This window comes from Pauljensenia sp. 27098_8_83 (assembly GCF_041432695.1).
Classification (GTDB): domain Bacteria; phylum Actinomycetota; class Actinomycetes; order Actinomycetales; family Actinomycetaceae; genus Pauljensenia.
The window spans coordinates 15,104-39,737 of sequence record NZ_JAPWAD010000020.1; the positions used below are offsets into that span (position 1 = coordinate 15,104).

Annotated in this window: 22 protein-coding genes and 1 tRNA gene; 6 read left to right on the forward strand and 17 right to left on the reverse strand. The window is 66.5% G+C overall.

The annotated features are described in order from the left end of the window. Positions 1 to 15 precede the first annotated feature (15 nt). The gene (locus tag O3656_RS07885; RefSeq protein WP_500063425.1) at positions 16 to 1,317 is read right to left on the reverse strand and encodes a hypothetical protein; all 1,302 of its coding nucleotides are present in this window, start codon (positions 1,315 to 1,317) and stop codon (positions 16 to 18) included. A gap of 140 nt (positions 1,318 to 1,457) precedes the next feature. Here O3656_RS07885 and O3656_RS07890 point away from each other — a divergent pair, with 140 nt between their 5' ends. Continuing rightward, on the forward strand, positions 1,458 to 1,736 hold the full coding sequence (locus O3656_RS07890; protein ID WP_500063426.1) for a DUF4235 domain-containing protein: 279 nt from the start codon (positions 1,458 to 1,460) through the stop codon (positions 1,734 to 1,736). Between the two features lie 43 nt (positions 1,737 to 1,779). Here the strand turns inward: O3656_RS07890 and O3656_RS07895 are convergent, their stop codons facing one another. Then, the gene (locus O3656_RS07895; RefSeq protein WP_500063427.1) at positions 1,780 to 2,148 is read right to left on the reverse strand and encodes a sterol carrier family protein; all 369 of its coding nucleotides are present in this window, start codon (positions 2,146 to 2,148) and stop codon (positions 1,780 to 1,782) included. Between the two features lie 101 nt (positions 2,149 to 2,249). Here O3656_RS07895 and O3656_RS07900 point away from each other — a divergent pair, with 101 nt between their 5' ends. After that, on the forward strand, positions 2,250 to 3,164 hold the full coding sequence (locus O3656_RS07900; RefSeq protein WP_500063429.1) for a P-II family nitrogen regulator: 915 nt from the start codon (positions 2,250 to 2,252) through the stop codon (positions 3,162 to 3,164). A gap of 1,098 nt (positions 3,165 to 4,262) precedes the next feature. Here the strand turns inward: O3656_RS07900 and O3656_RS07905 are convergent. From O3656_RS07905 to O3656_RS07965, 13 genes are all read right to left on the reverse strand, one after another. Continuing rightward, the gene (locus O3656_RS07905; protein WP_500063430.1) at positions 4,263 to 5,048 is read right to left on the reverse strand and encodes a CDP-alcohol phosphatidyltransferase family protein; all 786 of its coding nucleotides are present in this window, start codon (positions 5,046 to 5,048) and stop codon (positions 4,263 to 4,265) included. A gap of 1,511 nt (positions 5,049 to 6,559) precedes the next feature. Continuing rightward, positions 6,560 to 8,917: a phosphoribosylformylglycinamidine synthase subunit PurL gene (gene purL / locus O3656_RS07910; protein ID WP_500063432.1), complete on the reverse strand. Its 2,358-nt coding sequence runs from the start codon at positions 8,915 to 8,917 to the stop codon at positions 6,560 to 6,562. Positions 8,918 to 8,986: 69 nt separating this feature from the next. Then, positions 8,987 to 9,694 (reverse strand): phosphoribosylformylglycinamidine synthase subunit PurQ, encoded by a 708-nt coding sequence (gene purQ, locus O3656_RS07915; RefSeq protein WP_500063433.1) that lies wholly within the window; start codon positions 9,692 to 9,694, stop codon positions 8,987 to 8,989. Then, the gene (purS, locus tag O3656_RS07920) at positions 9,691 to 9,972 is read right to left on the reverse strand and encodes a phosphoribosylformylglycinamidine synthase subunit PurS (protein WP_500063434.1); all 282 of its coding nucleotides are present in this window, start codon (positions 9,970 to 9,972) and stop codon (positions 9,691 to 9,693) included. Before purS ends, purQ begins: the two co-directional genes overlap by 4 nt. A gap of 64 nt (positions 9,973 to 10,036) precedes the next feature. Continuing rightward, on the reverse strand, positions 10,037 to 11,038 hold the full coding sequence (locus tag O3656_RS07925) for a phosphoribosylaminoimidazolesuccinocarboxamide synthase (protein WP_500063435.1): 1,002 nt from the start codon (positions 11,036 to 11,038) through the stop codon (positions 10,037 to 10,039). Between the two features lie 19 nt (positions 11,039 to 11,057). Then, entirely contained in the window at positions 11,058 to 12,392 is a 1,335-nt protein-coding gene (gene purD / locus O3656_RS07930; protein WP_500063436.1) for a phosphoribosylamine--glycine ligase, read from the reverse strand. A 92-nt stretch (positions 12,393 to 12,484) separates the two neighbouring features. Next, complete coding sequence (locus O3656_RS07935) at positions 12,485 to 13,447, reverse strand: hypothetical protein (RefSeq protein WP_500063437.1); 963 nt, start codon at positions 13,445 to 13,447, stop codon at positions 12,485 to 12,487. After that, entirely contained in the window at positions 13,437 to 14,471 is a 1,035-nt protein-coding gene (locus O3656_RS07940; protein ID WP_500063438.1) for a VWA domain-containing protein, read from the reverse strand. Before O3656_RS07940 ends, O3656_RS07935 begins: the two co-directional genes overlap by 11 nt. Position 14,472: 1 nt before the next feature. Then, positions 14,473 to 15,492, reverse strand: a complete 1,020-nt coding sequence (locus O3656_RS07945) for a vWA domain-containing protein (RefSeq protein WP_500063439.1) — start codon at positions 15,490 to 15,492, stop codon at positions 14,473 to 14,475. Then, entirely contained in the window at positions 15,489 to 15,977 is a 489-nt protein-coding gene (locus O3656_RS07950; RefSeq protein WP_500063440.1) for a hypothetical protein, read from the reverse strand. Before O3656_RS07950 ends, O3656_RS07945 begins: the two co-directional genes overlap by 4 nt. Continuing rightward, on the reverse strand, positions 15,967 to 16,860 hold the full coding sequence (locus tag O3656_RS07955; protein ID WP_500063441.1) for a DUF58 domain-containing protein: 894 nt from the start codon (positions 16,858 to 16,860) through the stop codon (positions 15,967 to 15,969). The genes O3656_RS07950 and O3656_RS07955 overlap by 11 nt, the downstream gene beginning before the upstream one ends. Positions 16,861 to 16,905: 45 nt before the next feature. After that, positions 16,906 to 17,895, reverse strand: a complete 990-nt coding sequence (locus tag O3656_RS07960) for an AAA family ATPase (protein ID WP_500063442.1) — start codon at positions 17,893 to 17,895, stop codon at positions 16,906 to 16,908. A 169-nt stretch (positions 17,896 to 18,064) separates the two neighbouring features. Further along, the gene (locus O3656_RS07965; protein WP_500063444.1) at positions 18,065 to 19,903 is read right to left on the reverse strand and encodes a phosphoenolpyruvate carboxykinase (GTP); all 1,839 of its coding nucleotides are present in this window, start codon (positions 19,901 to 19,903) and stop codon (positions 18,065 to 18,067) included. Positions 19,904 to 20,275: 372 nt separating this feature from the next. Between O3656_RS07965 and O3656_RS07970 the strand changes: the two genes are divergently transcribed. Genes O3656_RS07970 through O3656_RS07980 form a run of 3 tightly spaced genes read left to right on the forward strand, consistent with a single transcriptional unit; the run spans position 20,276 to position 22,416 of the window. Then, positions 20,276 to 20,908 (forward strand): DUF47 domain-containing protein, encoded by a 633-nt coding sequence (locus O3656_RS07970; protein WP_500063445.1) that lies wholly within the window; start codon positions 20,276 to 20,278, stop codon positions 20,906 to 20,908. A gap of 3 nt (positions 20,909 to 20,911) precedes the next feature. Then, a complete protein-coding gene (locus tag O3656_RS07975; protein WP_500063446.1) occupies positions 20,912 to 21,976 on the forward strand; it encodes an inorganic phosphate transporter in 1,065 nt (354 codons plus the stop codon). Then, entirely contained in the window at positions 21,976 to 22,416 is a 441-nt protein-coding gene (locus O3656_RS07980) for a septum formation family protein (protein ID WP_500063447.1), read from the forward strand. The genes O3656_RS07975 and O3656_RS07980 overlap by 1 nt, the downstream gene beginning before the upstream one ends. Positions 22,417 to 22,464: 48 nt before the next feature. Here the strand turns inward: O3656_RS07980 and O3656_RS07985 are convergent, their stop codons facing one another. Together O3656_RS07985 and O3656_RS07990 are read right to left on the reverse strand one after the other, a co-directional pair. Then, on the reverse strand, positions 22,465 to 23,751 hold the full coding sequence (locus O3656_RS07985) for an NUDIX hydrolase (RefSeq protein WP_500063457.1): 1,287 nt from the start codon (positions 23,749 to 23,751) through the stop codon (positions 22,465 to 22,467). A 112-nt stretch (positions 23,752 to 23,863) separates the two neighbouring features. Beyond that, on the reverse strand, positions 23,864 to 24,493 hold the full coding sequence (locus tag O3656_RS07990; protein ID WP_500063448.1) for a hypothetical protein: 630 nt from the start codon (positions 24,491 to 24,493) through the stop codon (positions 23,864 to 23,866). A 32-nt stretch (positions 24,494 to 24,525) separates the two neighbouring features. Here O3656_RS07990 and O3656_RS07995 point away from each other — a divergent pair. Beyond that, positions 24,526 to 24,597 (forward strand) — tRNA-Lys (locus tag O3656_RS07995). Positions 24,598 to 24,634 lie beyond the last annotated feature (37 nt).

Here is a 24,634-nt window from a genome sequence, read left to right on the forward strand (position 1 = left end):
TGGGGCGCGGCGGGGCTACTCCTCGTCGCCCGGATCGGTGCCCCCCGTCTCATCCGAGGGTGCCTGATCCTGCCCTGCGCCCTGCTCGTCCCCTGCGTTGGGCGTACTCGGATCGGTCCCCGCGTCGGCGGCGGGAGTCTGCGAGGGGGTGGGTGCAGGTGCGGCCAGCGCCGAGGACCACGTCGCCAGCCAGGCGTCGAGCGCATCCAGGGATCCGACCGTCTCATCAGCGACAACCGCCTCGCCCGTGATGCCCATCAGCCAACCGGCCTTCGTATCGGCCGCGAGCGCACCGTCGATCGGATACGCGGCACCCGTCGTCGCCAGGGAACGCTGAGCGCTCTCCCCCTGCAGCCAGGCGATCAACGACTCCGCGCCGTCAGAAGCCGACGAACCCGTCGCCGCCGCGTACATGATGCGGGCAATGCAGGTCGACGAGATCGGCGTGCCGTAGGAATCCGCACCCGTGTTCGTCGCAGCCGCAGCCGCCAGCGAGCGTGGTGCCACGACCAGCGGGTACGCGCCCGATTTTCCAGCGGAGGCACCCACGACCTCGGACAAATACCCTTCGGACACGTGCGCACCGGCCGTCCACGCGCTCACCGTCGCACCCAGCGACGGATCCACGCGCGGGTTCAGAGACTGCGCGAACGCCCCCAAGCCCTCGCCCGTCTGCGACGCCGCCTCCTGCACGAACGCGCGCCCCACCGACGACGAGGCCGGGTCCGGAATCGCGAGCAGCGCGCGGATGCGCGGCGAGGTCAGATCGCCAAACGAAGTCGGCAGCGTGCGCCCATTGGCGCTCATCCACGACTTGTCGGCGATCACGCACACGTCATCGCGGCCGTAGGCGACGGCAGCGGCCGCGCCCTCCACCGCCGTACCCGACAGCGTCACCGTATCCGCAGGCGCCACGGCCGCAATCGCACCCGACGCGCTCGCCTGCAGCGCGTCCGCGCCATCAAGCCCCAGGGCAACATCCGCATTCGTCTCCGCCAGCTCACCCACGCCGTCCACCGGCACAGCCGCAACCGTGAAACCCGTCGCCTTCGTAAACTCCTGAGCCGTCTCCATCGGCAGCTGTGCGCCGCCCACCAGAGCGACCGTTACCGTGCCCGAGCCGCTGCGCGGTGTCGGCGCGTCGATCGTCCCATGCCCGGTCGCGCTTGACGACGCGCGAGCGCTCTGACCCGGCACAATCGGGGACGCGAAAGGATCCCGGGGGGCGCTCGAAGACACGGACGGCGAACAGGCCGCCACCGACGTGGCCACAACGGCGAGGGCCGACAACGCAAAAACAGAGCGGGCGCGAGCCATGAGGAATCCTTCTGACGGGGACACTACCGTTCAAGCATAGGGCAGCACGCCCGTGGCCCTCGCGCAAGCGCCCCGCGTGGGGCATCATGGAAGCACGCGCACGCGCGAAGGGACAACCACCCCCACGCCAGGAGGCAACCATGGACTCAGCCACCATCGAAAAGGTCGCCACGACCGTCGTCATCGCCGGAGCGGCCTTCGCCGCCTCCAAGCTCTTCGAAGCCGGCTGGAAGATCGCAACCGGCCGACCGATCCCCGCCGAGGACGCCGACGACGTCACCATGGCCTCGCTGGTCCTCTTCGCGGCCTCCTCCGCCGCCATCGCGGCCGTCGCCCAGCGCTATGCCTACAAGGGCTCCCAAAAGTGGCTCGCCCCCAAGCTCGAGGCGCGCTTCGGCGTTCCCCAGCTCGAGGCCTGAGCCCCGCACACCGGGGCCCCTGCCTCGTCCCCTGCCCTGTTGCTCACACGAGCGGCAGGAAGGGCCCCAGGTCCGTGCGCTCACCCGAAGCGCTCACCGCAGACCCAGCCACGGCCTCGTCCCACGTGAGGAGACCGCACGCGAGCGACAACCACGTGCGCGCATCGGTCTCCACGACGGCGGGCGGAGTGCCACGCCGGTGAGTCGTCCCCGGCAGGATCTGCACCGCGCCCGCGGGAGGCACACGCACCTCGACCGAGCGCCCCGGATGCAAGACGCCAAGCTCCTCGAGAGTGAAGCGGACCGCCGTCAACACGACCGCACGCGACGGCTCCTCGCCGCGCTCCACCGCGTCCCGCCACGAGCGCAGCGCCACCATCCCCTCACCCGGGTCAATCCGTCGTTTCGCCATACCCCGATTCTACGCGGCGCGACCACACCCGCCCCGGGCGTGCATTCCGACCACTTTGTCAGGCACAATGGTTGTGTCCAACTTCCAACGAGAGGCCCCACGTGAGTGACACCGCTTCCCTGATCACGCTGCGTTCGATCCTCGACCTCGAGATCGCGCGCAGCTACCAATGGGACGCTGCCACCATCATCGCCATCTCCGGCGTTGACCGCGCCGGAGACCTCACCACCCGCATCGTCGAAGTTCCCGGCTCACTCTCAGACATCGCCGCCGAAGGCTTCTCGCCCCACTCCGCCGCCGGACACGCCCTCTCCCACGAACTCCACGACGCCATTCAACGCCGCGTACGCCTGTGGATCGCCGACATCCCCACACGCGACCTCCCGCGGCTGCGCGACGCCCTCGGCGCCGACATCATCCACGAGGCCGGAATGGCACGCGACGGCTACACGCCCGTCGCCATGTCCCCCCTCGAACTCCTCGAACGCTGGGCATCCGGCAGCGACGAGCAGCGCGAGTTCATGCGCGTCGCCATGGCAGGACTCGACACGCTGACAACCTCCTCGCACGCAACTCACGCCTCGCGAGCCGTCGGCGCCTCCATCATCGAACGCGCCGGCTTCCTCAAGCTGTGCCGCAACCCCAAATTTATCGCGTACGTCGTCGTCCTCGTGTATTCCATGGCCCGCGCGGTCCCCGTCATGTACGTGCCGCACTTCCGGGGCGACTGGCGCATCCTGTGGGCCATCGACATGATCACCGCTATCCCCTACACGTGGGGCCTCATCGAAATGGTCGCCGGGCAAAAACTCTGGCACCGCATCGTCGGCGCGGCCACCGCGGCCGTCACCTTCCTCGCCCCCTACGTGTACTTCCTCATGTACGGGCGCCACGCTCCACCCGGCGTCTGGACCGCTATCGCCTTCATCTTCTTCGGCGGGATCTTCCTCGAAGTCTTCCGCTACCGGCGCGACCGCGCCGTCAAGAAGGGCCTCGCGGAGCAAGCGCACAGTTGATGCGCCGCCGGCGGCGGCTGCCCAGCTCGCGCGAGCCGGGCTCGCTGTTTGCACGGGGCGGGTTGCTTGACGATTCCGCCGGGCAGGTTGCTTGACGATTCCGCCGGGCAGGTTGCTTGACGATTCCGCAGGGCAGGTTGCTTGACGATTCCGCCGGGCGGATAGCTTGATACGCGCGTGTGCGGCGCAGCCAGGCCCCACAGCCCCACCGTCGGCGCATCATCCGGATAGGTTATGCGCACGCGGATAGGTTATGCACATCCGGATAGGTTATTAAGCTATCCGGATGTTCGTTACCTATCCGGATGCGCGTTTACCCCCAGGGAGATAGCCCGACCGTCGCCCAACCGCCGCCCGCTGGTGCTCCTGGCACCCGAGGCCACGGCCGCCAGTGTCAGCAACGGAAGCTGCGGCCGGTCCCACTGATATTCCTACGCCGAAGACCCGGACCGCCAGCACCAGCCTGGCCGCGAGACCAGGCGAACTCACTGCGTTCAATACCGCGTCTCGAAACCAGTCCGCATTAATTTCGCACGTAATTCCCCTGAGGATATTGCAGATTTTGAAATCAGATCGTTGATATTCCGCGGTTTTCGAGCTGTCAGTGAATGAGGTCCTGGAGGAATTACGTGCGACTTGTCAGAGGGCTGACGGCGCGACACCCCGCAGTTTCGCATGCAATTCCCCTCGAGCTATTTCAACATATGAATTCACATCGGCAGAATTGCAACGTTTTCAGACGTTATTGAACTTTCACCCAAACGAATTGCATGCGAAATTTTGGGGGCAGGTGACGCCGGACACTACAAGCGCGCCACATACTCACGGCCACCATGCCTTCCAGTGCTCACCACACCGGCACAGCCACCGCATTGCGAGCATTTACAACACAGGCTGCCCCGGCCTCGTCCCTTGGGCACCGCACGTTCCCCATCAACCCCACGACTGAGCGGTCACCGCGCGAGCCGTCCCGGCCTCGTCCCCGCGGCTACGACGAACCCGACCTGCGCAACAACGTCCCACGTACGCTCCACCTACAACAAACGTCCCCCGAGCGCGAGGCCCGGGGGACGTTCGTATTCGTTGGTGACGAGGAGATTACTTGTCCTCGCCGGTCGCCGTGCGAATGAAGCCCGCGATCATGAACCATCCGCCGCCCACCCAGAAGAGAATCAGCGCCCACAGAGGCTGCACCGGGTAGACGACAACCATGTACGCGCACGCGACAATCCACGCGGCCGCACCGATGATGTTAGGGATCTGGAAGCGCTTCACACGCGCCGGGTGCGTGTAATGCAGCGGAACCAGCGTCATGATCGCCAGGAAGATCGTCGCCGCAATATTCACCCACGCGGGAGTCTGAAGCACGTACATGACAATTGCAACACAGTTCCATGCCGCCGGGAAGCCCACGAAGTAGTTGTCATTCGACTTCTCCCCGTCGTTCGCGTAGCAGAACACGGAAGACACGATGATGACCACCATCATGATGACCGGTACCGGCTTCGGGCCAAACGGCAGGTACATCGCCATGAACAGGGCCGGCAGGAACGTCCACGTCAGATAGTCGACGAGATTGTCGACGACGCCGCCGTCGAACCAGGGGATCACCTGACGAACGCCGACCTTACGGGCCAGCGTGCCGTCGACGCCGTCCACGATGAGCGCGATGGCGAACCACAGCCACATCATCGGGATGTTGTTGTCGAGCATCGCGAAGAGCGCGAGCGTCGCCCACGCGAGTCCGGAGATAGTGAACGCGTGCACCGCCCACGCGGCGATCACACGGCCCAGGCTGGGTTTGCTGGCAGCCTCCGACGAGGCCGGGGCCTGCTCAGTTGCAGCAGCCTGCTCAGTTGCAGTGGGGACATTTTGCTCAGGCACAGACAGCTCCTGTCGTGGCGGATTATTTCCGCCCCTCAGTATGCCAAAGATTGACGAGCTTTTAGTAGGACTTCGACCATATGGCATGGCTTCGGAGCGTTGTCACAGGTCTGCCGCGCGTCGTCTTCATGCACCGCAACTGCGAATTGATGACACTTCTAATCGGTCCTGGCCGGTCTCTGGCGAGATTATGCTTGTGCTTGCGCGCTCGGGGAGTGTTCCTGCCCACTCGCTTGCGTGTGCACGGGCGTGGCGACCGTCGCACCCGCCCGGACCTCGCCAGAGTACGCTCGCTTGGGTGCACCCGGGTCCGATAGGTGGTGGCCCCGGCCCTTCAATGCGCACGTGGGCCCCCTAATACGCGCCTGGGCAGCCCCGCCCACACTCTCAATAGCGGGTTTCCGTGCGATAGAGCGGGTTAGCACTCGCAATAGCGGGCTTGCGTGCGACCAACACACCACGACAGACACCGTTGCACCCAAAACGCAGACCACTTCACCACTAGCAGCCCGTTTTCAGTGTTTTTCACCGAGGTGGTCTGCGATTTGAGCGCCACACCACGGCAAACCACGGCCGCGCCGCCGCCAATCGGGGGGAATTGCACGACACGGGGGTCCGACACGCCGGCGACACGGCGTCAGAAGGCTTCGTGTAGTGCAAAACCCCCACCGGTCACTGGCCTGGAGGCTGCCGCGTCGCCTACAAGACCGACGCAGTACCGGTTGGCGCGACAAAACTCGCCCAACACCACAGCCCCAGAACAAAGAGCGCGGCACAGCCTGGCCACGGAGCCCATGAGCAGCGCCAGGGCGCTGCCATAGCCCCGCAACTGGCACGAGGACTAGGCCAGAGCACGACATTATTCACCCAACAACAAACGCGCCGGGCCCCTCCGGTACAAAACTCTCCCAGCACACCCGCCCTCACCGCCTTTCCGGTACAAAACTCTCCCAGCACGAGCCGCACGGCCCTACTACCGGTACAAAACTCTCCCAGCACACCCCCTCACGCCGCATGTGCGGTACAAAACTCTCCCCGCTCGCCCGAAATGGCTCAATTTGGCGCTTTTTCTGCATGCAGGGAGAGTTTTGTACCGTTCTCACCACCAAGAGGCCGAGTAGGGAGAATTTTGTACCGAACGCGAGGCAGATATCGAGCGAGCCGACACAACAGCACCCCGGCGCCACAGGTGTGAAGGGTGCCGGAGGAACCGGAGGGCCAGGCCGCGGTGCCAAAGGGTGGCCGCGACACCCGCGGGTGACGGCAATACCACCGCCAGACAAATTTCGCATGCAATTCGATTGGGCCAAATTTCAACAAACCCAGAAAACGTTGCAATTCCAACGATGCAAATTCAATGTTTGAACATGCTGCCGGGGAATTGCATGCGAAATTGATGATTGACAGCCAGAACTGGGCAACATGCAGCAACCCAGATACGACGGGCACAGCACAGGGGCGCGAGCCCGCAGGCCCGCGCCCCCCTGACGCTACAACTCAGACGCGACTACTCAGAAGTACTTGCGTCCGGTCTCGCTCAGCTCGCGCAGCTCGTCGATCGAGGCGATCCAGCCGCAGCCCTCGCCCTCGGCGGCGAGCAGATCCACGCCGCTGATCGCGAGCATGTCGCCGCCCGTGGTGCCGATGCGCACGGCGTCCACGCCCTCGGCCTCGGCGGCCGCGAACACGGCCTTGACGGCCGCCTCGGGCACCACGACGAAGGCGCGGGCCTGAGACTCAGACAGGAGCATCTCGTGATCGCCGACGCAGTCGCGGCGAGCCGCCGACGCGACATCGAAGACGCCGCCAACGCCGAAGCGCAGCGCGGAGTCGACGAGGGCCTGCACGAGGCCGCCGTTGGACAGGTCGTGGGCGGCGCGCACGAGGGGTCGGCCGTCCGGGCCGTCGGCGGCGCTCAGCGCGCGCACGACGTTACCGAGGGCGACCTCTGCCTTCAGGTCGACCTCGGGCGGCAGGCCGCCGAGGTGCGAGCGGGCGATGCGCGCCCACGCGGACCCGTCGAACTCCTCACGGGTGGTGCCCAGGAGGATGACGGCGAGGCCCTCTTCGGTGAAGCCGGAGGGGTTGGCTCGCGTGACGTCGGGGAGGATGCCGAGCATGCCGATGACGGGCGTCGGGTTGATCGACGAGTTCGGCAGGCCCTTCTCGGTGCCCGACGAGTTGTACAGGGACACGTTGCCGCCGGTCACGGGGATCTCGAGCTCGATGCAGCCGTCCGCGAGCGCGGTCATGGCGGTGACCAGCTGCCACATGGCGTCCGTGTCTTCGGGGTTGCCGAAGTTCAGGCAGTCCGTGATGGCGACGGGTTCGGCGCCGACGACGGCGACGTTACGGTAGGACTCGGCGAGGGCCTGGCGGGCTCCCGCTGCCGGGTCGAGCTTCGTGTACCAGCCGTTCGCGTCGGTCGACAGAGCCACGCCGAGGCCGCTTTCCTCGTCGATGCGGATGACGCCCGCGTCGTCGGGCTGGGCCAGAGCGGTGTTGCCCTGCACGTAGCGGTCGTACTGGTCGGTGACCCACGCCTTGGAGGCCTGGTTGACGTCGGAGAGCACGGCGCGCACGTCGGCGATGAGTTCCTCGCGCGTGGCGGGGCGCGCAAGGTCCTCGGAGGTGGCGGCCTGCAGCTCGTCCTGCCACGCGGGGCGCGCGTAGGGGCGGTCGTAGACGGGGCCCTCGTGAGCGACGGTCTTCGGGTCGACGTCGACGATGCGGTGGCCGTGGTGGTCGATCGTGAGGCGGCCGTCGCCGGTCAGGTGGCCGATGACCGCTGCCTCGACGTCCCACTTGTCGATGATCTCGAAGAAGCGCTCGCGGTCCTGCGGGGTCACGATCGCCATCATGCGTTCCTGGGACTCGCTCATGAGGATCTCGCCCGCGGTGAGCGTGGGGTCGCGCAGGAGCACGTTCTCGAGGTCGACGTGCATGCCGGAGTCGCCGTTGGAGGCCAGCTCGGAGGTGGCGCACGAGATGCCCGCGGCGCCGAGGTCCTGGATGCCCTGGACGACGTCGGCCTCGAACAGGTCGAGGCAGCATTCGATGAGGACCTTCTCCATGAAGGGGTCGCCCACCTGGACGGAGGGGCGCTTGGCGGGCATGCCGTCTTCGAAGGTCTCGGAGGCGAGGATGGAGGCGCCGCCGATGCCGTCGCCGCCGGTGCGCGCGCCGAAGAGGACGACGAGGTTGCCTTCGCCGGTCGCGTTGGCCAGGTGGATGTCGTCGTGGCGCAGCTTGCCGATGCACAGCGCATTGACGAGGGGGTTGCCCTGGTAGGAGGGGTCGAACTCGGTTTCGCCGCCGATGTTGGGCAGGCCCAGGCAGTTGCCGTAGCCGCCGACGCCGGAGACGACGCCGTGGACGACGCGCGCCGTGTCGGGGTGGTCGACGGCGCCGAAGCGCAGCTGGTCCATGACGGCGATCGGGCGGGCACCCATGGAGATGATGTCGCGGACGATGCCGCCCACGCCGGTGGCCGCACCCTGGTAGGGCTCGACGAAGGACGGGTGGTTGTGGGACTCCACCTTGAAGGTGACGGCCCAGCCGCCGCCGATGTCGACCACGCCGGCGTTCTGGCCCATGCCGACGAGGAGGTTCTTCCTCATGGCGTCGGTCGTGCGCGCGCCGAACTGTTCGGCGAGGTGCTTCTTGGAGGACTTGTAGGAGCAGTGCTCGGACCACATGACGGAGTACATGGCGAGCTCGGCGTTGGTGGGTCGGCGTCCGAGGATGTCGCAGATGCGCTGGTATTCGTCCTCTTTGAGGCCGAGTTCCTTCCAGGGCATGTCCTGGTCGGGGGTCGCGGCGGCGTTTTCGACGGTGTCGGGCAGCTCGCGGGTGTTTTCGGAGGTCATTCGTGTTTCCATTCGAAAGGTCTGGGACGAGGCCGGGGTTCCCTCACGGGTGAGGGCGCGGTGGCGTCGTCAGCCGACGAGGGATGCGAGGACGGAGTGGAAGATGCCCAGGCCGTCGGTGCCGCCGTGGTGGCTGGCGCCGTCGGGGCCGAGGGAGAGCGGGCCGAAGCCGGCTTCGGTCGCGTGCTCGGGGTGGGGCATGAGGCCGACGACGTTGCCCGAGGCGTTGGTGACGCCCGCGATGTCGTTGGCGCTTCCGTTGGGGTTGAAGTCGACGTAGCGGAACACGACGCGGCCTTCGCCCTCGAGTCGTTCGAGCTCGGCGGGGGAGGCCTGGAAGTTGCCTTCACCGTTCTTGAGGGGCACGGTGATGGTGTCGCCGGCGCTGTAGGCGCGCGTCCACGCGGTGTCCGCGTTTTCGATGCGCAGCACCTGGTCGCGGCACAGGAACTTCTGGTGGTCGTTGCGGATGAGCGCGCCGGGCAGCAGGTGGGACTCGCACAGGACCTGGAAGCCGTTGCAGATGCCCAGGACGGGCAGGCCTCGTCCGGCCTCGCGCACGATTTCGCTCATGACGGGGGCGGTCGCGGCGATCGCGCCGCAGCGCAGGTAGTCGCCGTAGGAGAAGCCGCCGGGGATCACGACCGCGTCGACGCCGCGCAGGTCGGCGTCCTTGTGCCACAGGGACACGGCCTGCGCGCCAGCGATTTCCACCGCGCGGGCGGCGTCGCGGTCGTCGAGGGTGCCGGGGAAGGTGACGACTCCGACGCGGGTCACTGCACGCCTCCCGCGTAACGGGCGTCGGCCTCGTCGATAGCCTCGACGCGCACGACATCCTCGATGATCGGGTTGGACAGGACCTCTTCGGCGGCCTTGCGGGCCTGCTCCAGGAGCTCGTCGGTGACGGGACCGTCCACGCTCAGGTGGAAGCACTTACCCTGGCGCACGGCCTCAAAGCTCGTGATTCCGAGCCTGGGCAGCGCCGAACCGACAGCCTTACCCTGGGGATCCAGGATTTCCGGCTTCGGCATCACTTCCACGATGATTCGCCCCACGGCGTTCCTCCTTGTGTTGTTGGTGAGGATCCCGCCGCGCATCTTGCCCGGCGGGCAAGTCTGTTTACAGGATGGGGTCCGACCCGGTGAGTCGGCGGTAGGCCTCGACGTAGCGCGCGGCGGTCGCAGCGGCCACGGATTCGGGCAGCGCGGGCGGGTTGGCGCCCGAGGCACGGTCCCAGCCGGACTCGGCAGAGACCAGCCAGTCACGCACGTACTGCTTGTCGAAGCTGGGGGTCACCTGACCCTCCACCCACTGGTCTGCGGGCCAGAAGCGCGAGGAGTCGGGCGTGAGAATCTCGTCCGCGAGCACGAGGGCACCCGTGGTCACGTCGATGCCGAACTCGAACTTGGTGTCCGCGATGATGATGCCGCGCTGCGCGGCGATGTCGCGGGCAGCCTTGTACAGCGCGATGGACAGGTCGCGGATAGCGACCGCGAGCTCCTCGCCGATGCGCTCGGCGGTCTGCTCGAAGGTGATGTTCTCGTCGTGCTCGCCCAGCTCGGCCTTCGCGGCCGGCGTGAAGATCGGCTCCTCGAGGCGCGAGGCCTCGGTCAGGCCCTCGGGCAGAGCGATGCCACACACGGAACCGGACTGGCGGTACTCGGCCAGACCCGAGCCGGTCAGGTAGCCGCGCACGACGCACTCGATGGGGATCATGTGCAGGCTGCGGCACACGACCGCGCGCCCGTCCACCTCGGCGGGAACCGTGAAGCGCGTGGGCTGGGCGCCCTCCAGGGCGCGCGAGGCCTCAGCCGGGGCCTTCGTGCCGACGGCCAGCAGGTGGTTTTCCGTGAGGGGACGCAGCTGGCCCATCCACCAGATGGCGAGCTGGTTGAGGACCGCGCCCTTGCCGGGGATCAGCGTCGGCAGCACGTAGTCGTAGGCGCTGATGCGATCCGACGTCACCATGAGCAGCGCCTCGGGGCCCGCCTTCGCGTGGCGGGGGCGTCCTGCCGGGGTGGGGGTCTGCGGCGCGGGGCCGACCACGGCCTCGTCGGGAGCGTAGATGTCGCGGACCTTGCCCGCGCTCAGCGGGGTCCAGCCGTGAAGGGTGACGGTCATAGTGCTCCTCAGTGGATTGTCAGTCAAGGGTGACGGCGAGGTCTGCGGGCCACGTCGCGATGTCGCTGCGATGGTGCTCCCCGTCGAAGTGGATGAGGTCGACGCCGCGGTAGGCCAGGGCACGGGCCTCGTCGAGCGTGGCCGCGCGGGCGACGACGTCGAGGACTCGGCCGCCGGAGTTCACGAGCGCGTAGGTCGGCTCGAAGCCGCAGCATCCGGCGGCGACGTCGGTCGGGTCGTCGGTGATCTCCTCGGAGGTGCCGGCGTGGATGACGTGGACGCCGTCCAGCGCCTCGGCCGCATCGATACCCGTGATCTGGTGTCCGGTATCCGTGGGACCGGGGTAGCCTCCCGACGCCATGACGACCGTGACGGCGGCGTCCTGGCTCCACACGGGCGCGGGGACCTTCGCGAGGGTGCCGGTCGCGGCCGCGTACAGGATGGGGGCCAGCGGGGAATCGACACGCTCGAGGACAACCTGGGTCTCCGGGTCACCGAAACGCACGTTGAATTCGACGACGCGGATGCCCTTGGAGGTCATCGCGAGGCCGCAGTACAGGAGCCCGCGGAAGGGGGTGCCGCGACGCGCCATCTCGGTGATGACGGGCTGGGCGACCTCGTCGACGATGCGCTGGGTGGCTTCCTCGGGCAGCCACGGCAGGGGGCTGTAGGCGCCCATGCCACCCGTGTTCGGGCCCTCGTTGCCATCGCCCACGCGCTTGAAGTCCTGGGCGGGCTGCAGGGGAACGACGGTCGCGCCGTCGGCGAAACAGAAGAGGGAGACCTCGGGGCCGTCGAGGTAGTCCTCGATGACGACCGCTCCCCCGTCGCGAGACAGGCAGGCGCGCGCATGGTCCGAGGCCTGGGCGCGGTCGGTGGTCACGACGACGCCCTTGCCGGCGGCGAGCGCGTCATCCTTCACGACGTAGGGAGCACCCAGTTCCTCGAACGCGGCCTCGACCTGGTTCATCGTGGTGCACGTGAAAGCGCGAGCCGTCGCCACGCCGGCGTCGGCCATGACCTGCTTCGCGAACGACTTGGAGGCCTCGAGGCGCGCGGCGTCCTTCGTGGGGCCAAAGACGGGAATCCCGTAGTCCAGGACCGCGTCCGCAACGCCGGCGACGAGCGGAGCCTCGGGGCCGACGACCACGAGGTCGACTTTCTCGGACGTGGCGCGGCGCACGACATCCTTCGGGTCCAGCGGATCCATGGTCAGGGAGCGACCCAGCTGCTCCAGCGCGGGGTTACCCGCCTGGACGACAAGCGACACGGGATGCTCAGGGGTGGACGTTCGAACAAGCGCACGGGCGATCGCGTGTTCGCGACCTCCGTTACCAACGAGAAGAACCTTCACGTTACCAGCCTATCGGTGTTTGACGACCACCTGGGCCGTCGTTGGGTTTTATGGGTGCACGTCACAGCGAAAGTGAGACGGGTCTGCGCCCCTCACCACGCGCCGTTCGGGTTGCCGTCGCGTTTGCCGTCCTGGGCGTCACGCTGATTCTGCTGTCTGTCTTTGTTCTGGTTTTCGAGCTGTTCCCTGCGTTCCTTTTGGTCCTGGGTTTCGCCCTCATAGGGGTTCTCGGAGGGGCTGGGGCTGGGCGTCGGATTCTCCTGCTGGCCCTGCTGGCCCTGCTGTTGCTGCTGGCCCTGCGATCCGCTCTGTCCCTGAGACTCTTCCTCGGTCTGCTGCTTCTTGTCCCCGACGCGTTCCTTGTTTTCGTCGGCGGGGTTATTGGATTCACCGCCGGACTGCTGATCGGACTGTCCGCCGGATTGGTTCTGGTCGCCGGACTGGCCGCCTCCACCGGAGGCGGTCTGGCAGGGGGCGATCGTGTCTTCGGCTTCCTGGTAGACGCTCACCGCGTCCGCGGTCGAGCCCGCGGCGCGCAGCTGGTCGCCCTGGATCTCCAGTCCGATGCCGAGATTGACGCGCACGCGACACTCGTAGGAGAAGGGTTCGAGGCGACCGGGTTGAACCTCGGTGGCCTTGGGGACGAGGTCGAAGGCGGTACGCAGTTCCGCCACGCCCTCGTCCACGCGATCTTGGCGCACGAGCGTGGTGCCGAGGTTGTAGTGAGCGACCCAGGCCTCGATACCGATGCCCGTCCACGTCCGCTGTCCCTCGTAACCCGCCTGCGCAGCCTCGTAGTCCTGAGCTTTCCAGTGCTTCAACGACGAGCGCGACCAGAGCGTCAGACCGATCAGGTACCCGGCGATCGCCAGGGCGATCACGAGAATCGGGATGGAGTACCACAGCGGGCGCAGCGCGCGCGGGGAGCGCTGCACTTTCTGTTTGCCGTTGGTGGCCTGGCCGAGCTGCTCGCGGACCGAGGAATCGACCGGGCTGCCCGTGAGGGCACCGAAAGGCAGGAGGTCCTCTTCGGGCAGGTTGTTTTTAGAGGGCATGCGAATTCCTCAGCTGTTGAGCGCGCAGCGCCAGGGTGGCGCCCTCCCACGCGAGGAGTCCCCCCAGCAGGAGCGCGAACGGCCAGATGATGTAACGGTACGTGTCTTTCATGTTGCGCTGCTCGGAGATCTCCGACGCGCTGTCCATGATGGTGCGCGCGTGGGACTCGATCGCCGACTTGTCGGGCGAGTGCACGTAGTCGACGCCGATGCGCGATGCGACCGATTGCAGGGCCGCCTCGTCGATCTTTGAGATCGCAACCGGATTACCGGGCTTGGACAGGTCGTGGATGTAGCCGTCGTCACCCGCGCTCTGCGATTCGCTGTTGCCTAGGCGCAGCGCCTTCATCGGCCCGCCCGTTTCAGTGCCGTAGCCGATAACGAGACCGCCGTCGACGTACTCCTTCACGCGGTCCCAGTCCTCCTCGGAACCGCTCGGCGCGCTCGACCAGTGATCCTGGTTCGACGTCTCACCATCGGAGAAGACGAAGACGACGCGCAGATTCTGGGGGTGGCGTTCCTTGTTCTTAGCGAGAAGGTCCGCCAGGTCCGCGGCGGGACGGTTGATCGACGATCCCTGGGAGGATGAGGATAGCTCTCGGTTGAAGCTCTCCATGTACGAGGCAACGGCCGACGAGTCGGTCGTCAGCGGCATGTCGATGTGCACCGAGGAGTCCCACGTGAGGATCGAGAAGCGGGAACCCGCCATGGAGTTCATGAGGATGGCGACGTCATTGCGCACGCCGTCGATGCGCGGCTTGGATCCGTCCCAGTCCTCTGCAGCCATCGAGCCGGTACGGTCGATGACGAGGTAGACCTCGAGGGCCGACGAAACTTCGACTGCCTCACCAGGAATCGACGGACCGGCACCCATGACGATGACGATCAGGACGATGAGCGAGCGGCGGATCACGTCCATGACGCGCTTGCGGGCTGCGCGCTTGGCGGACAGGAATACGAAAGTCACGCCAATCGCCAGGATCAGAACCAGCAACACCGGGTGGATAACAGGGCGAAAAATCATGTCAGAGCCTCCCGAAAGCGAGCAGACCGAGCAGGGACAGGACACCGACGATGGTCCAGCCGAGGGCGGCGCCCGGGCGGTCGGTTTCCACGAGCTTGCCCGCGGAATCGAGTTCTTGCTTCTGCTCGGATTCGATCTGCCGAACGACGTCATCGACGGCAGAAGGGGAGGATGCGTCGTAGAACTCGCCGCCGGTCGACTTGGCCTGGTCGCGCAGCTCCACGCCCTCATCCTTCATCCCGTACTTTGACCCCGGATACAGGACGGAGACGGTCACTCCCTGGCTCTTCGCGAATTCGATGGCCTCGGACAGGTTGTAGATACCCTCGCCGAACACCTCGTTGTCGGTCGCGAGCAGGATCGTACGCGAACGTTCCTTGTCGGTGTGGTCGAAACCGAGCACGCAGGAGGCCAGGCCATCACCGACCAGCGAGGCACGACGCTCATCGTCGTTAGCGAGCGTCGGCTGGAGGTAGGCCTCGAGTTCCTTGGTGACGTAAATGTTCTGGCCGATTTGACTGTATCCACGGTCGATCTTATCGGCCATCTCCGTCAGCACGTCGTCGGCCATCTCGTAGTCGTCTGTCAGAGGGAACATCGTCATCGAGTAGGCATTCCACAGCTGCAGCGAGATTCGCTCACCCTCGAAGTGGGAAATGATCTGCTTGAACGCGTCACCGATCTCCGAGTCGTAGGGGAGCATCGATCCGGAGGCGTCCAGGCACAGGATGATGTCACGGCTCGACGACTTGTCGTACTTGGTATACCGGTCGACGGGCGCACCCGCGGAGACCGCCGCCGCGATGACGGCGATGATGAAGCAGACGACAGCCATCGACAGGGACGCGCGCGTGCGGCGCACGAGCGCCTGATACTTGGGCAGGCCACGCAGGAAGCCGGTGTTGGCCACCCAGCCTTTCTTGCCCGAGCGTTCGCCGGCCCGGCGTGCGAGCATCCATCCGAGGACGGTCGCCGCCGCGACGACCAGGAGGACGACGGGGATAAGCCACCCGAACCTCATACGTTCACCGCCTCCACAGCCATGGTCAGGACCCGGGTGACAGCCTCGTGCGAGGGCTGCCCCTGCGGGATGTTGTCGCCCGTGAAACTGGGGACTTCACAGGCTTGAAGGATGTCGGCCAGGCCCGGCCACACGGGGACGAGCTCGCGTACCTCGGACACGGTCGCCACCTCGAGGTCACGCCCCGTACGCTCTGTGCCGAGTGCACGCATGAGGCCCGCGAGCGCGAGGTGCACGCCGCGCGCATCCAGATCTCCGTCGGCGTAGCGGTCCGCGATCTGATCGATGAAAGTCAGGTACTTCTTGCGGCGCGCGTCCGTAATTGTTTGCAGTTCCATGACCTCGCCGATGCGCGAGGTCCACCAGCGCCACACGCTGTACAGGATCCACCCAAGCACGGCGACCACGATCGCCAGGCCGAGGACCCACATCCAGTTCGGATAGATGACGGGGTCCAGCAGGTTATCTTTGATGTCACCGGACATGTGCGCCCCTTTCGAGAGCGCGCATGAGGGCGCGCGGCACTTCTTCACTGGACGAAACATCCACGTGGATGACCCCCCTCTTATCAAGCATCTGGGTCACTGCCGCGCGTCGCATCGCCATCACGTTGGCGGCTTCACCCGACAGTTGGTTGTCGCGCAGCAGGAAGTCGGGGAGCGGTCCCTCGTTCACATCGACGACATTCGTGCCCGTGTCTAGGGACGTCGGATCGATGTCAGCCACGCAGATCTGCATGACCTGGTGGCGTACCGACAGCGACTTAATGAGATCGTCGGACACGCGCGTGGGCTCCGGCTGGGTCGCATCCGTGATGATCACCATGAGGCTTCGCCGCTGGGTCACGGTGCGGGCGCGCGCCAGGAGCTTGGGCACGTCCGAGTGAGGCGAGGACAGGGTGATGTCCTCCTCGATGCGGCGCATCACGGTCTCGGCGTGGGCGTTGCCCGAGCGGGCGGGCATGAAGCGCACGCGCTGCGAATCCCCGGCGACGAGGCCAATCTGGTCTCCTCGGGCGACGCTCAGCCAAGCGATCGCCTCGCACGCCGTCAACGCCACCTCTTCCTTCGTCTCCCCCGAGGGTGCCAGCGCACCCATCTCACGTCCCGTGTCAACGACGAGCATGACCTGCAGGTTAGCCGTCGCCTCGCGCCGCTTAATCACCGGCGACCCCGTGCGCGCGGTTGCCGCCCAATCGATGGAACGAACATCGTCGCCCGCCTGGTAGGGAGCCAAGTCCATGAACTCCCAGCCGCGTCCCTGCCGCAACGCAGAGTGCTGGCCGTCCATGATGGACAGCAGCTTGCGCATGACGGGCAGCTGGATGCGCGACGAGAGCGAGTGGATTTCGCGCGAGCGTACAGGCATGACGTTCCTTCAGACAATCAACTGGCGTGTGGGACCGAGGGTTCTTTACGGAACGGGAACCGCGTTGAACACGGCATCAATGAGGCCCTCAATGGACACGTTGTCGGCGAGCGCGTCGAATGTACGGATGATGCGGTGGCGCAGGATGCCGTAACGCATCGCCTTAATGTCGTCGGGCATCACATGGTTGCGGCCGGACATGAGGGCGATTGCCTGGGAGATCTGCATGAGCGCAATGCTGCCACGCGGGGACGCGCCGACGCGCACGTGCTTGTTCCAGCCCGGCAACGGGTTGGGACCGGCACCTCGCGTCGTGTTCACGATGTCCACGATGTAGGCCTTGAGGGTCTCGTGGACGAACACTCGGCGGCAGGCATCCTGCAGGGTGAGCACGTCGGGCAAAGTGATCGGCGTCGCCGACGACTTCGCTGCGATCTGGCCATTGTCGATACGCGTCAGAACCTCGAGTTCCTCGACCGGCGTCGGATACGTGATGACCTCCTTGAGGAGGAAACGGTCCATCTGCGCCTCGGGCAGCACGTAGGTGCCCTCTTCTTCGATGGGGTTCTGCGTGGCCATGACCATGAAGGGGCTGGGCAGCTTGTGGTTGACGCCGCCGATCGTGGTCTGGCGTTCCTGCATAGCCTCCAGCATGGCGGACTGGGTCTTCGCCGATGAACGGTTGATCTCGTCCATGAGGACCATGTTCGCGTGGACGGGACCCAGCTGAGTGACCATCTCGCCGCGTTCCTGGTTCCAGATCTGCGAGCCGACGATGTCGTTGGGCATGAGGTCGGGCGTGCACTGGATACGGTGGAAGGTACCAGAGACCGCAGACGCGAGTGTCTGTGCGGCGGTCGTCTTCGCGAGGCCGGGGACGGATTCGACCAGCACGTGGCCGCCCGCGAGCAGCGCGGCGGTCAACGCGCGGCGCAGACCTTCCTGGCCGACGACGGTGTGCTGGAAAATATCGTTCATACGATCGAGCAGCCCCTTGGCGTGGGCCAGCTCTTCGTTGGTCAAGTAGTTGGGCACGGGCTCTCCTTGCGTGCGCGGTCGGATGCTATCTCAGTGTAGCCGTCTCGGGCCCCGCACACGCAATCCGGTCAGTTTTCGCGTAGATATCAACGAGGCGCAGAAACGTGTGCAGAAAAGGGGCGAGCCCCGGAGTTTCCTCCGGGGCTCGCCCTCAGATCCGCGCGGATCAGGCCTGCTTCGCGGCGGCGATGCGCTCGCGGAACTTGGCCAGCTGCTCGGTGATGGCGGCGGGGAGCTTGTCGCCGAACTGCGAGAAGTACTCCTCCGTGTCGTCCATCTCGGCGGCCCAGGCGTCGGGGTCGATCGCGAAGAGCTTCGCCCAGACGGTCTCGTCGATGTCCAGGCCGTCGAGGTTGAAGTCCTCGAACTTCGGGTAGCGGCCGGTCACGCCGTCGATGGCCTCGACCTCGCCGGCGGCGCGGCGAACGATCCAGTCCAGGACGCGGGAGTTGTCGCCGTAGCCGGGCCACATGAAGTTGCCGTCTTCGTCCTTGCGGAACCAGTTGACCTGGTAGACCTTCGGGAAGCCCTCGCCGAGCTTGTCCTGCATCTCCAGCCAGTGGCCCCAGTAGTCGGCCATGTTGTAGCCGCAGAAGGGCAGCATGGCGAAGGGGTCGTGGCGCAGCGAGCCGGCCTTGACGTCGGTCGCGGCAGCGGTGACCTCGGAGGCCACGGAGGCACCGATGAACACGCCGTGGGCGGGCTCGTACTGCTCGGCGACCAGCGGGACGTTGGTGGCGCGGCGGCCACCGAAGAGGACGGCGTCAACCGGGACACCCTCGGGGGCTTCCCAGTCGGGGCAGATGATCGGGCACTGCGAGGCGGGGACGGTGAAGCGGCTGTTCGGGTGAGCAGCCTTCTCGCCGGACTCGGGGGTCCAGTCGTTGCCGTGCCAGTCGATCAGGTGCGCCGGAACGTCACCGTCGATGCCTTCCCACCACACGTCACCGTCGTCGGTCAGGGCGACGTTCGTGAAGATGGAGTTGGCCTTGCCGGTCTCCATGGCCATGGGGTTGGTCTTGTAGGAGGTGCCGGGGGCGACGCCGAAGAAGCCGGCCTCGGGGTTGATGGCGCGCAGGCGGCCATCCGGGCCCGGGCGCATCCACGCGATGTCGTCGCCGACGGTCTCGACCTTGTAGCCGGGGATCGTGGGCTGGAGCATGGCGAGGTTGGTCTTGCCACAGGCCGACGGGAAGGCGGCGGTGACGTGGAACTGCTGGCCGGTGGACTCGCGGGTCAGGCGCAGGACGAGCATGTGCTCGGCCATCCAGCCGTCACGGCGGGCCATCGTCGAGGCGATACGCAGGGCGAAGCACTTCTTGCCGAGCAGGGCGTTGCCGCCGTAACCCGAACCGAAGGACCAAATCTCGTTGGTCTCGGGGAAGTGGGTGATGTACTTCTCGTCGTTGCAGGGCCAGGAGGAGTCTTCCTGACCGGGCTCCAGGGGAGCGCCGACGGAGTGAACGGCGGGAACCCACACGCGACCCTCGTTGATGAGGTCCATGGCAGCAGCACCCATGCGGGTCATGATGCGCATGTTGACGACAACGTAGGGGGAGTCGGTGATCTCAACGCCGAGCTGGGAGATGGGGCCGCCGAGGGGACCCATGGAGAAGGGAACCACGTACATGGTGCGGCCCTTCATGGCACCCGTGAACTTCTCGTGCAGGGTGGCCTTCATTTCCTTGGGGTCGGCCCAGTGGTTGGTCGGGCCCGCGTCCTCTTCCTTCTCGCAGCAGATGAAGGTACGGGACTCAACACGCGCCACGTCGGACGGCTTGGAACGAGCGAGGAAGGAGTTCGGACGCTTCTCCTCGTTGAGCTTGGTGAACATGCCGCTCTCGACCATCTGAGAGGTCAGGCGATCCCACTCCTCCTGGGAGCCGTCGCAGAACTCGATGGCGTCAGGGGTGGTCAGCTCAGCAATTTCAGCAACCCACTTGACGACATCTTCGGGAGCGTTGGCCGGAGCCGCTGCACGCACGTCCTGTTCAGTCACGGACATTTTGCCTCCTGAGGCATTTTGGATTGTCGAGGCCGCGTCTGCGTCCCCGATTGACATAATCAATCATGCCGGACCCCTCGCCCGCGCTTACGGGCGCTTGGTCCCGGTCACACCACAATCGTAGTCGAACGAGTCACACACCGCCCGGCCGACAGGGACCTTCAACCCACCCCTGGGCCGCCACGCTTCGTACTCAACCCAGCCCAGACCTCGTGAATGAGACGGAAGTCAGCCCACCACCGCTCTCCGTGAGATAGACCACCAGATATGGGGTCACAAATCCATCACTGAACTTGAAGTCTCACCGCCCCATGACCGACGATTACAGGTAGCACAACAGTGCTGTTCACCATTGGAAGGACCGAATACACCATGGGATTCCGAAACAAGACCCAAGGCCCTGACTTTTTTGAAGACTTCACCTCCCAGGCCCGCCAGCTCGTGCAGGCCGTCGAATTCCTGACGCACATCTACGCCGCCTCCCCGGAGGAGCGCATCGCCCTGCGCGATCAGCTCCACGAGGTCGAGCACCGCGGCGACGAGCTGAACCACGCGATCGTCCAGCGCATCAACTCCTCGTTCATCACGCCTTTCGACCGCGAGGACCTGCAGTCGCTGGCGTCCCACCTGGATGATTGCCTCGACTTCATCGACGAGGCCGGCGATCTCCTGGTCGTCTACGGCATCGCCGACATCCCCTCCTCCCTGGTCTCCTTGCTGAACACACAGATCGAGGTCATCAAGCACTGCGCGGACCTCACCGCCGAGAACATGCCCAAGCTCAAGTCGCCCGTGGACATGCGCGACTACTGGATCGAGATCAACCGCCTCGAAAACGAGGGCGACCTGGCCTACCGCCGCACGCTGACCGCCCTGTTCGACTCCGGCCTCGACCCGGTCACGATCATCAAGCTCAAGGACATCGTCCAGGGCCTCGAGTCCTGCGCCGACGCGTTCGAGGAGCTGGCCAACGTCATCGAGTCCCTCGCACTGAAGGAATCCTGAGCCGTGGATCTGAATCTGATCCTCGTCGTCGTCGTCATCGCCGTCGCGCTGTTCTTCAGCTACACGAATGGCTTCCACGACGCGGCGAACGCGATCGCGACCTCCGTGTCGACACGCGCGTGGACTCCCCGCGCGGCGCTCCTCATGGCCGCGGCGATGAACATCATCGGCGCCATGATGGGCACGGCCGTCGCCAAGACGGTCGGTAAGGGCATCATCTCGATCAGCGACTACGCCGAGTCTCCACTGCCAGCGATGCAGCAAAAGGGCCTGGTCATCATCCTGGCCGCCCTGCTGGGCGCCTGCATCTGGAACCTGATCACCTGGTGGTTTGGCCTGCCGTCGTCCTCCTCACACGCCCTCATCGGTGGTATGGCGGGCGCCGGCCTCATGAGCGGCACGGTCGTTTACTGGTGGGGCATCATGAGCCACGTCGTGATCCCGATGTTCGCCTCCCCCATCATCGGTTTCATCGTCGGCTACATCGTCATGAAGTTCGTGCTGTCGCTGCTGCGCAAGGCCCAGTATCACCGCACGATGCGTCGCTTCCGCGCCGCGCAGCGCATCTCCTCGGCTGCGATGGCCCTGGGCCACGGCATCCAGGACGCGCAGAAGACGATGGGCATCATCGTCATGGCGCTGATGGCTGGCGGTTACGGCGAGCACCACAACATCCTCGATCCGATCACGGGCGAGATGAACGTGCCTCTGTGGGTGAAGATCTCGAGCGCTCTGGCGATTTCGCTGGGTACCATGGCCGGCGGTGGGCGCATCATGCGCACGATTGGCCGCAAGATCATCGACCTGGATCCGGCTCGCGGCTTCACCGCCGAGGCCGTGTCCGCCTCGATCCTGTACCTGTGCTCCTACGTCATCCACGCCCCCATCTCGACGACGCAGGTCGTGTCGACGGCGATCATGGGCGTGGGTTGCACGAAGCGTTTCTCCGCGGTTCGCTGGGGCGTCGCGGGCAGCATCGTCACCGCGTGGTTCCTCACGCTGCCGGCCGCGGCCGTCGTGTCTGGCATCGTGTACCTCGTCGTGGCGCTTCCCCTGGGGGTTCACTAGTGGCTTCCCGTCGTCTCGTCGGCCTGGTCGCCGTCGTTGGACTCCTCGCCGCCCCACTTGCGGCGTGCTCGGATTCGTCCGTCATGCACATGCGGGTGGGCCAGTGCATCCTCCTGCCGGAGGGCTCGGAGGAGACCACGGCGACCACTCTCGAGACGACCGGCTGCACGCACGAGCATGACGCCGAGGTCTTCCATATCGACACGGTTGCCGACGGGGATTTCCCGGGGGCGGACGAGCTCAACAGGCAGGCCGAGTCAATGTGCATCTCGGCGTTTGACGAGTACGTGGGTGCGGACTACCTGACGTCATCGCTGGATGCGACGTGGATGATCCCGACGAAGGATTCGTGGGCGCACAAGGACCGCACGATCGTGTGTCTGGCTCGTCCGCTGGATCATTCAAAGCTGACTCGGTCTGTGCGCGACTCCGGCATGTGACCCGGTTTCTGCGACGAGGCGTGGCGGCTCGGCTTCGGTCGAGCCGCCTCAGTGCTTCTTGGAGGCTTTGCGCGCGTGGGTGGCGGGGTTCTTCGTGGTGACGCCGTGCGTTTCGAGGGCTGCGACGACCGGCCCATCGGGACCGTGCTCGACGTGCGCGACGAGGACCTGACCGTGGGCCAGGCGCGGGGCCTCGGCACCGGCAACGGCACCGGACGCGTAGGCGCGGATCTCCTCGATGACGGCCTCACGCGCGGCGCCCGCGACGGACAGGACCGTGGGGGACGCGTGCTCGCGCAGGCGCTGCGCCGCGAAGGCGCGGACACGACCAAGGCGCGCCTCGTCGCCGAAAGATGCGTCTGAGCCGGTGGCGGTCAGGTCGAGGGAGTCGACGAGCGTCACCGAGCCCCCACCCATCGACGCCCAGGGCGTGAGGCTCTGGCGCGCGCGGGCGGCAGGAGAGGCGAACGCACGGGCGACGCCGAAGCTCGAGAGCAGGTCGATGAGGTCGAACGCCTGGCGCACGCCGAATCGGCTGAGCGGCGGGTCGACGGGTTCGCGCGCAGCCTCGGCCTTCTTCGCCGAGGCCTGCTCCACCTGGGCGGCCCTCCTGGCCGCGGCGGACGCGACCATCGCGGGGGTCGGCGCGCGGCGAGGCTGAGCAGGTGCCGCGGCCGCCCCGGGCACGGCGGAGCCGCCGGAGGATACGGAAGAACCGGACGACGCGGAGCCGCCGGACGACGCGGAAGGCGACGCGGAAGCGTGGGCGTCCCCGGCCTCGTCGAGGTGCGGGGGCTCGCCCTGCCCGGGATGCAGGACGAGGAGCGTCGTGGTCACGAGTCGGCCTTCGCGGGCGCGGGCGACGATGTCGGCGAGGAGGCGGCGGTCGCCTCGGCGCGTAAGCATGTCGGCGGCGCGCTCGGGCGAGGTCCACACGGTCTGGTCGATTTCGGTGCGCGGGGCGCGCGCGACGGGGGCGCGCAGGCGCTCGGAGGCGTGACCTGTGGGGACGGGCGTGCCCACCCAATAGTGGACTTCCTTGGTCTGCCCGCCACCCAGGCGGTAACGCTGGGTCGTCAAGGGCGCCCCGAGCGTCACGATCTGACCGGTCTCCTCCTCGACTTCGCGCACGGCGGCGGAGACGAGGGACTCACCGTTTTCGGTCTTTCCCTTAGGCCAGGACCAGTCGTGGTAGCGCGGCCGGTGGACCATGAGGACTTCGATGTCCGAGGGGTCGATCGGCTCGCCGGGAACGGCGACGCGCGCGGGGGCTGTGAAGCGCCAGACGAGTGCACCCGCAGAGCGAACGAGTCGCTGGGGGCGTGGGGCTGGCATCGGGCGCATAGGGAATAGGGTAGTCGCCCGGGCGCGCCGATGCCCTGGTGGGCGCGCCACGTCACCCCGGGTCACGCCCGATCCGAGGCGCCCCGGCCTCGGCGGCGACGGGTCAGTCGAGGGTGCCGACGGCCGCCTCGCGCGCGGCGACGTCGAGCTCGTCGGCGGTGACCAGCAGCGCACAGTGGCGCATGGTGACGCGGTGGGCGAGCGGGTCTGAGGGGTCTTCGATCCACAGGGCCCCGGCCTCGCCGGCGGCGAGGACGCGCATGGCCCGCGACGCCTGGGCGAGCACATAGTCGAGATCGTCGTCGGTCAGGTCGCCGCGCAGCAGCGAATCAATTTCCTCCATGATGAGGTTCAGGGGGCGCAGCTCGACGGGGGCCTCGAGGCCCTGGATGATGGGCGCGCGCATCCCGTCGGCGTAGCGCTCGGCCACGAGAAGCGGGTCGCGGTGGTACCACTCGTGCAGCAGGTAGACGCGCCACAGCGCCCCGGGGAGCGTGAATTCGGGGCTGCGCGACCACACGTGCGCGATCGTATCCACGCCGCGGGTGCGCACGGTCTCGCGCAGGCGCGCGACGTCGGCGTCGGTGAAGGTTTCGTCTCCCACGCCCATGAGGGCCCAGGCGGCGGTGTGCGCAACGGCGGCGGTGGCCGCGGGATCTTCGTCGCCGACGATGGCCTCAGCCCGGGCTGCGTCGAGCATGGCGGGGCGTCGCGGCATCTTCGATTGGGCCATGGGGACTTCTTCCTCCTACAATGGGGGCTGCTGGGCCTATAGCTCAATGGTAGAGCAGCGGACTTTTAATCCGTAGGTTGGGGGTTCGAGTCCCCCTGGGCCTACTGGTCGCCTCGGAATGTTCCGGGGCGTTCACGCTAT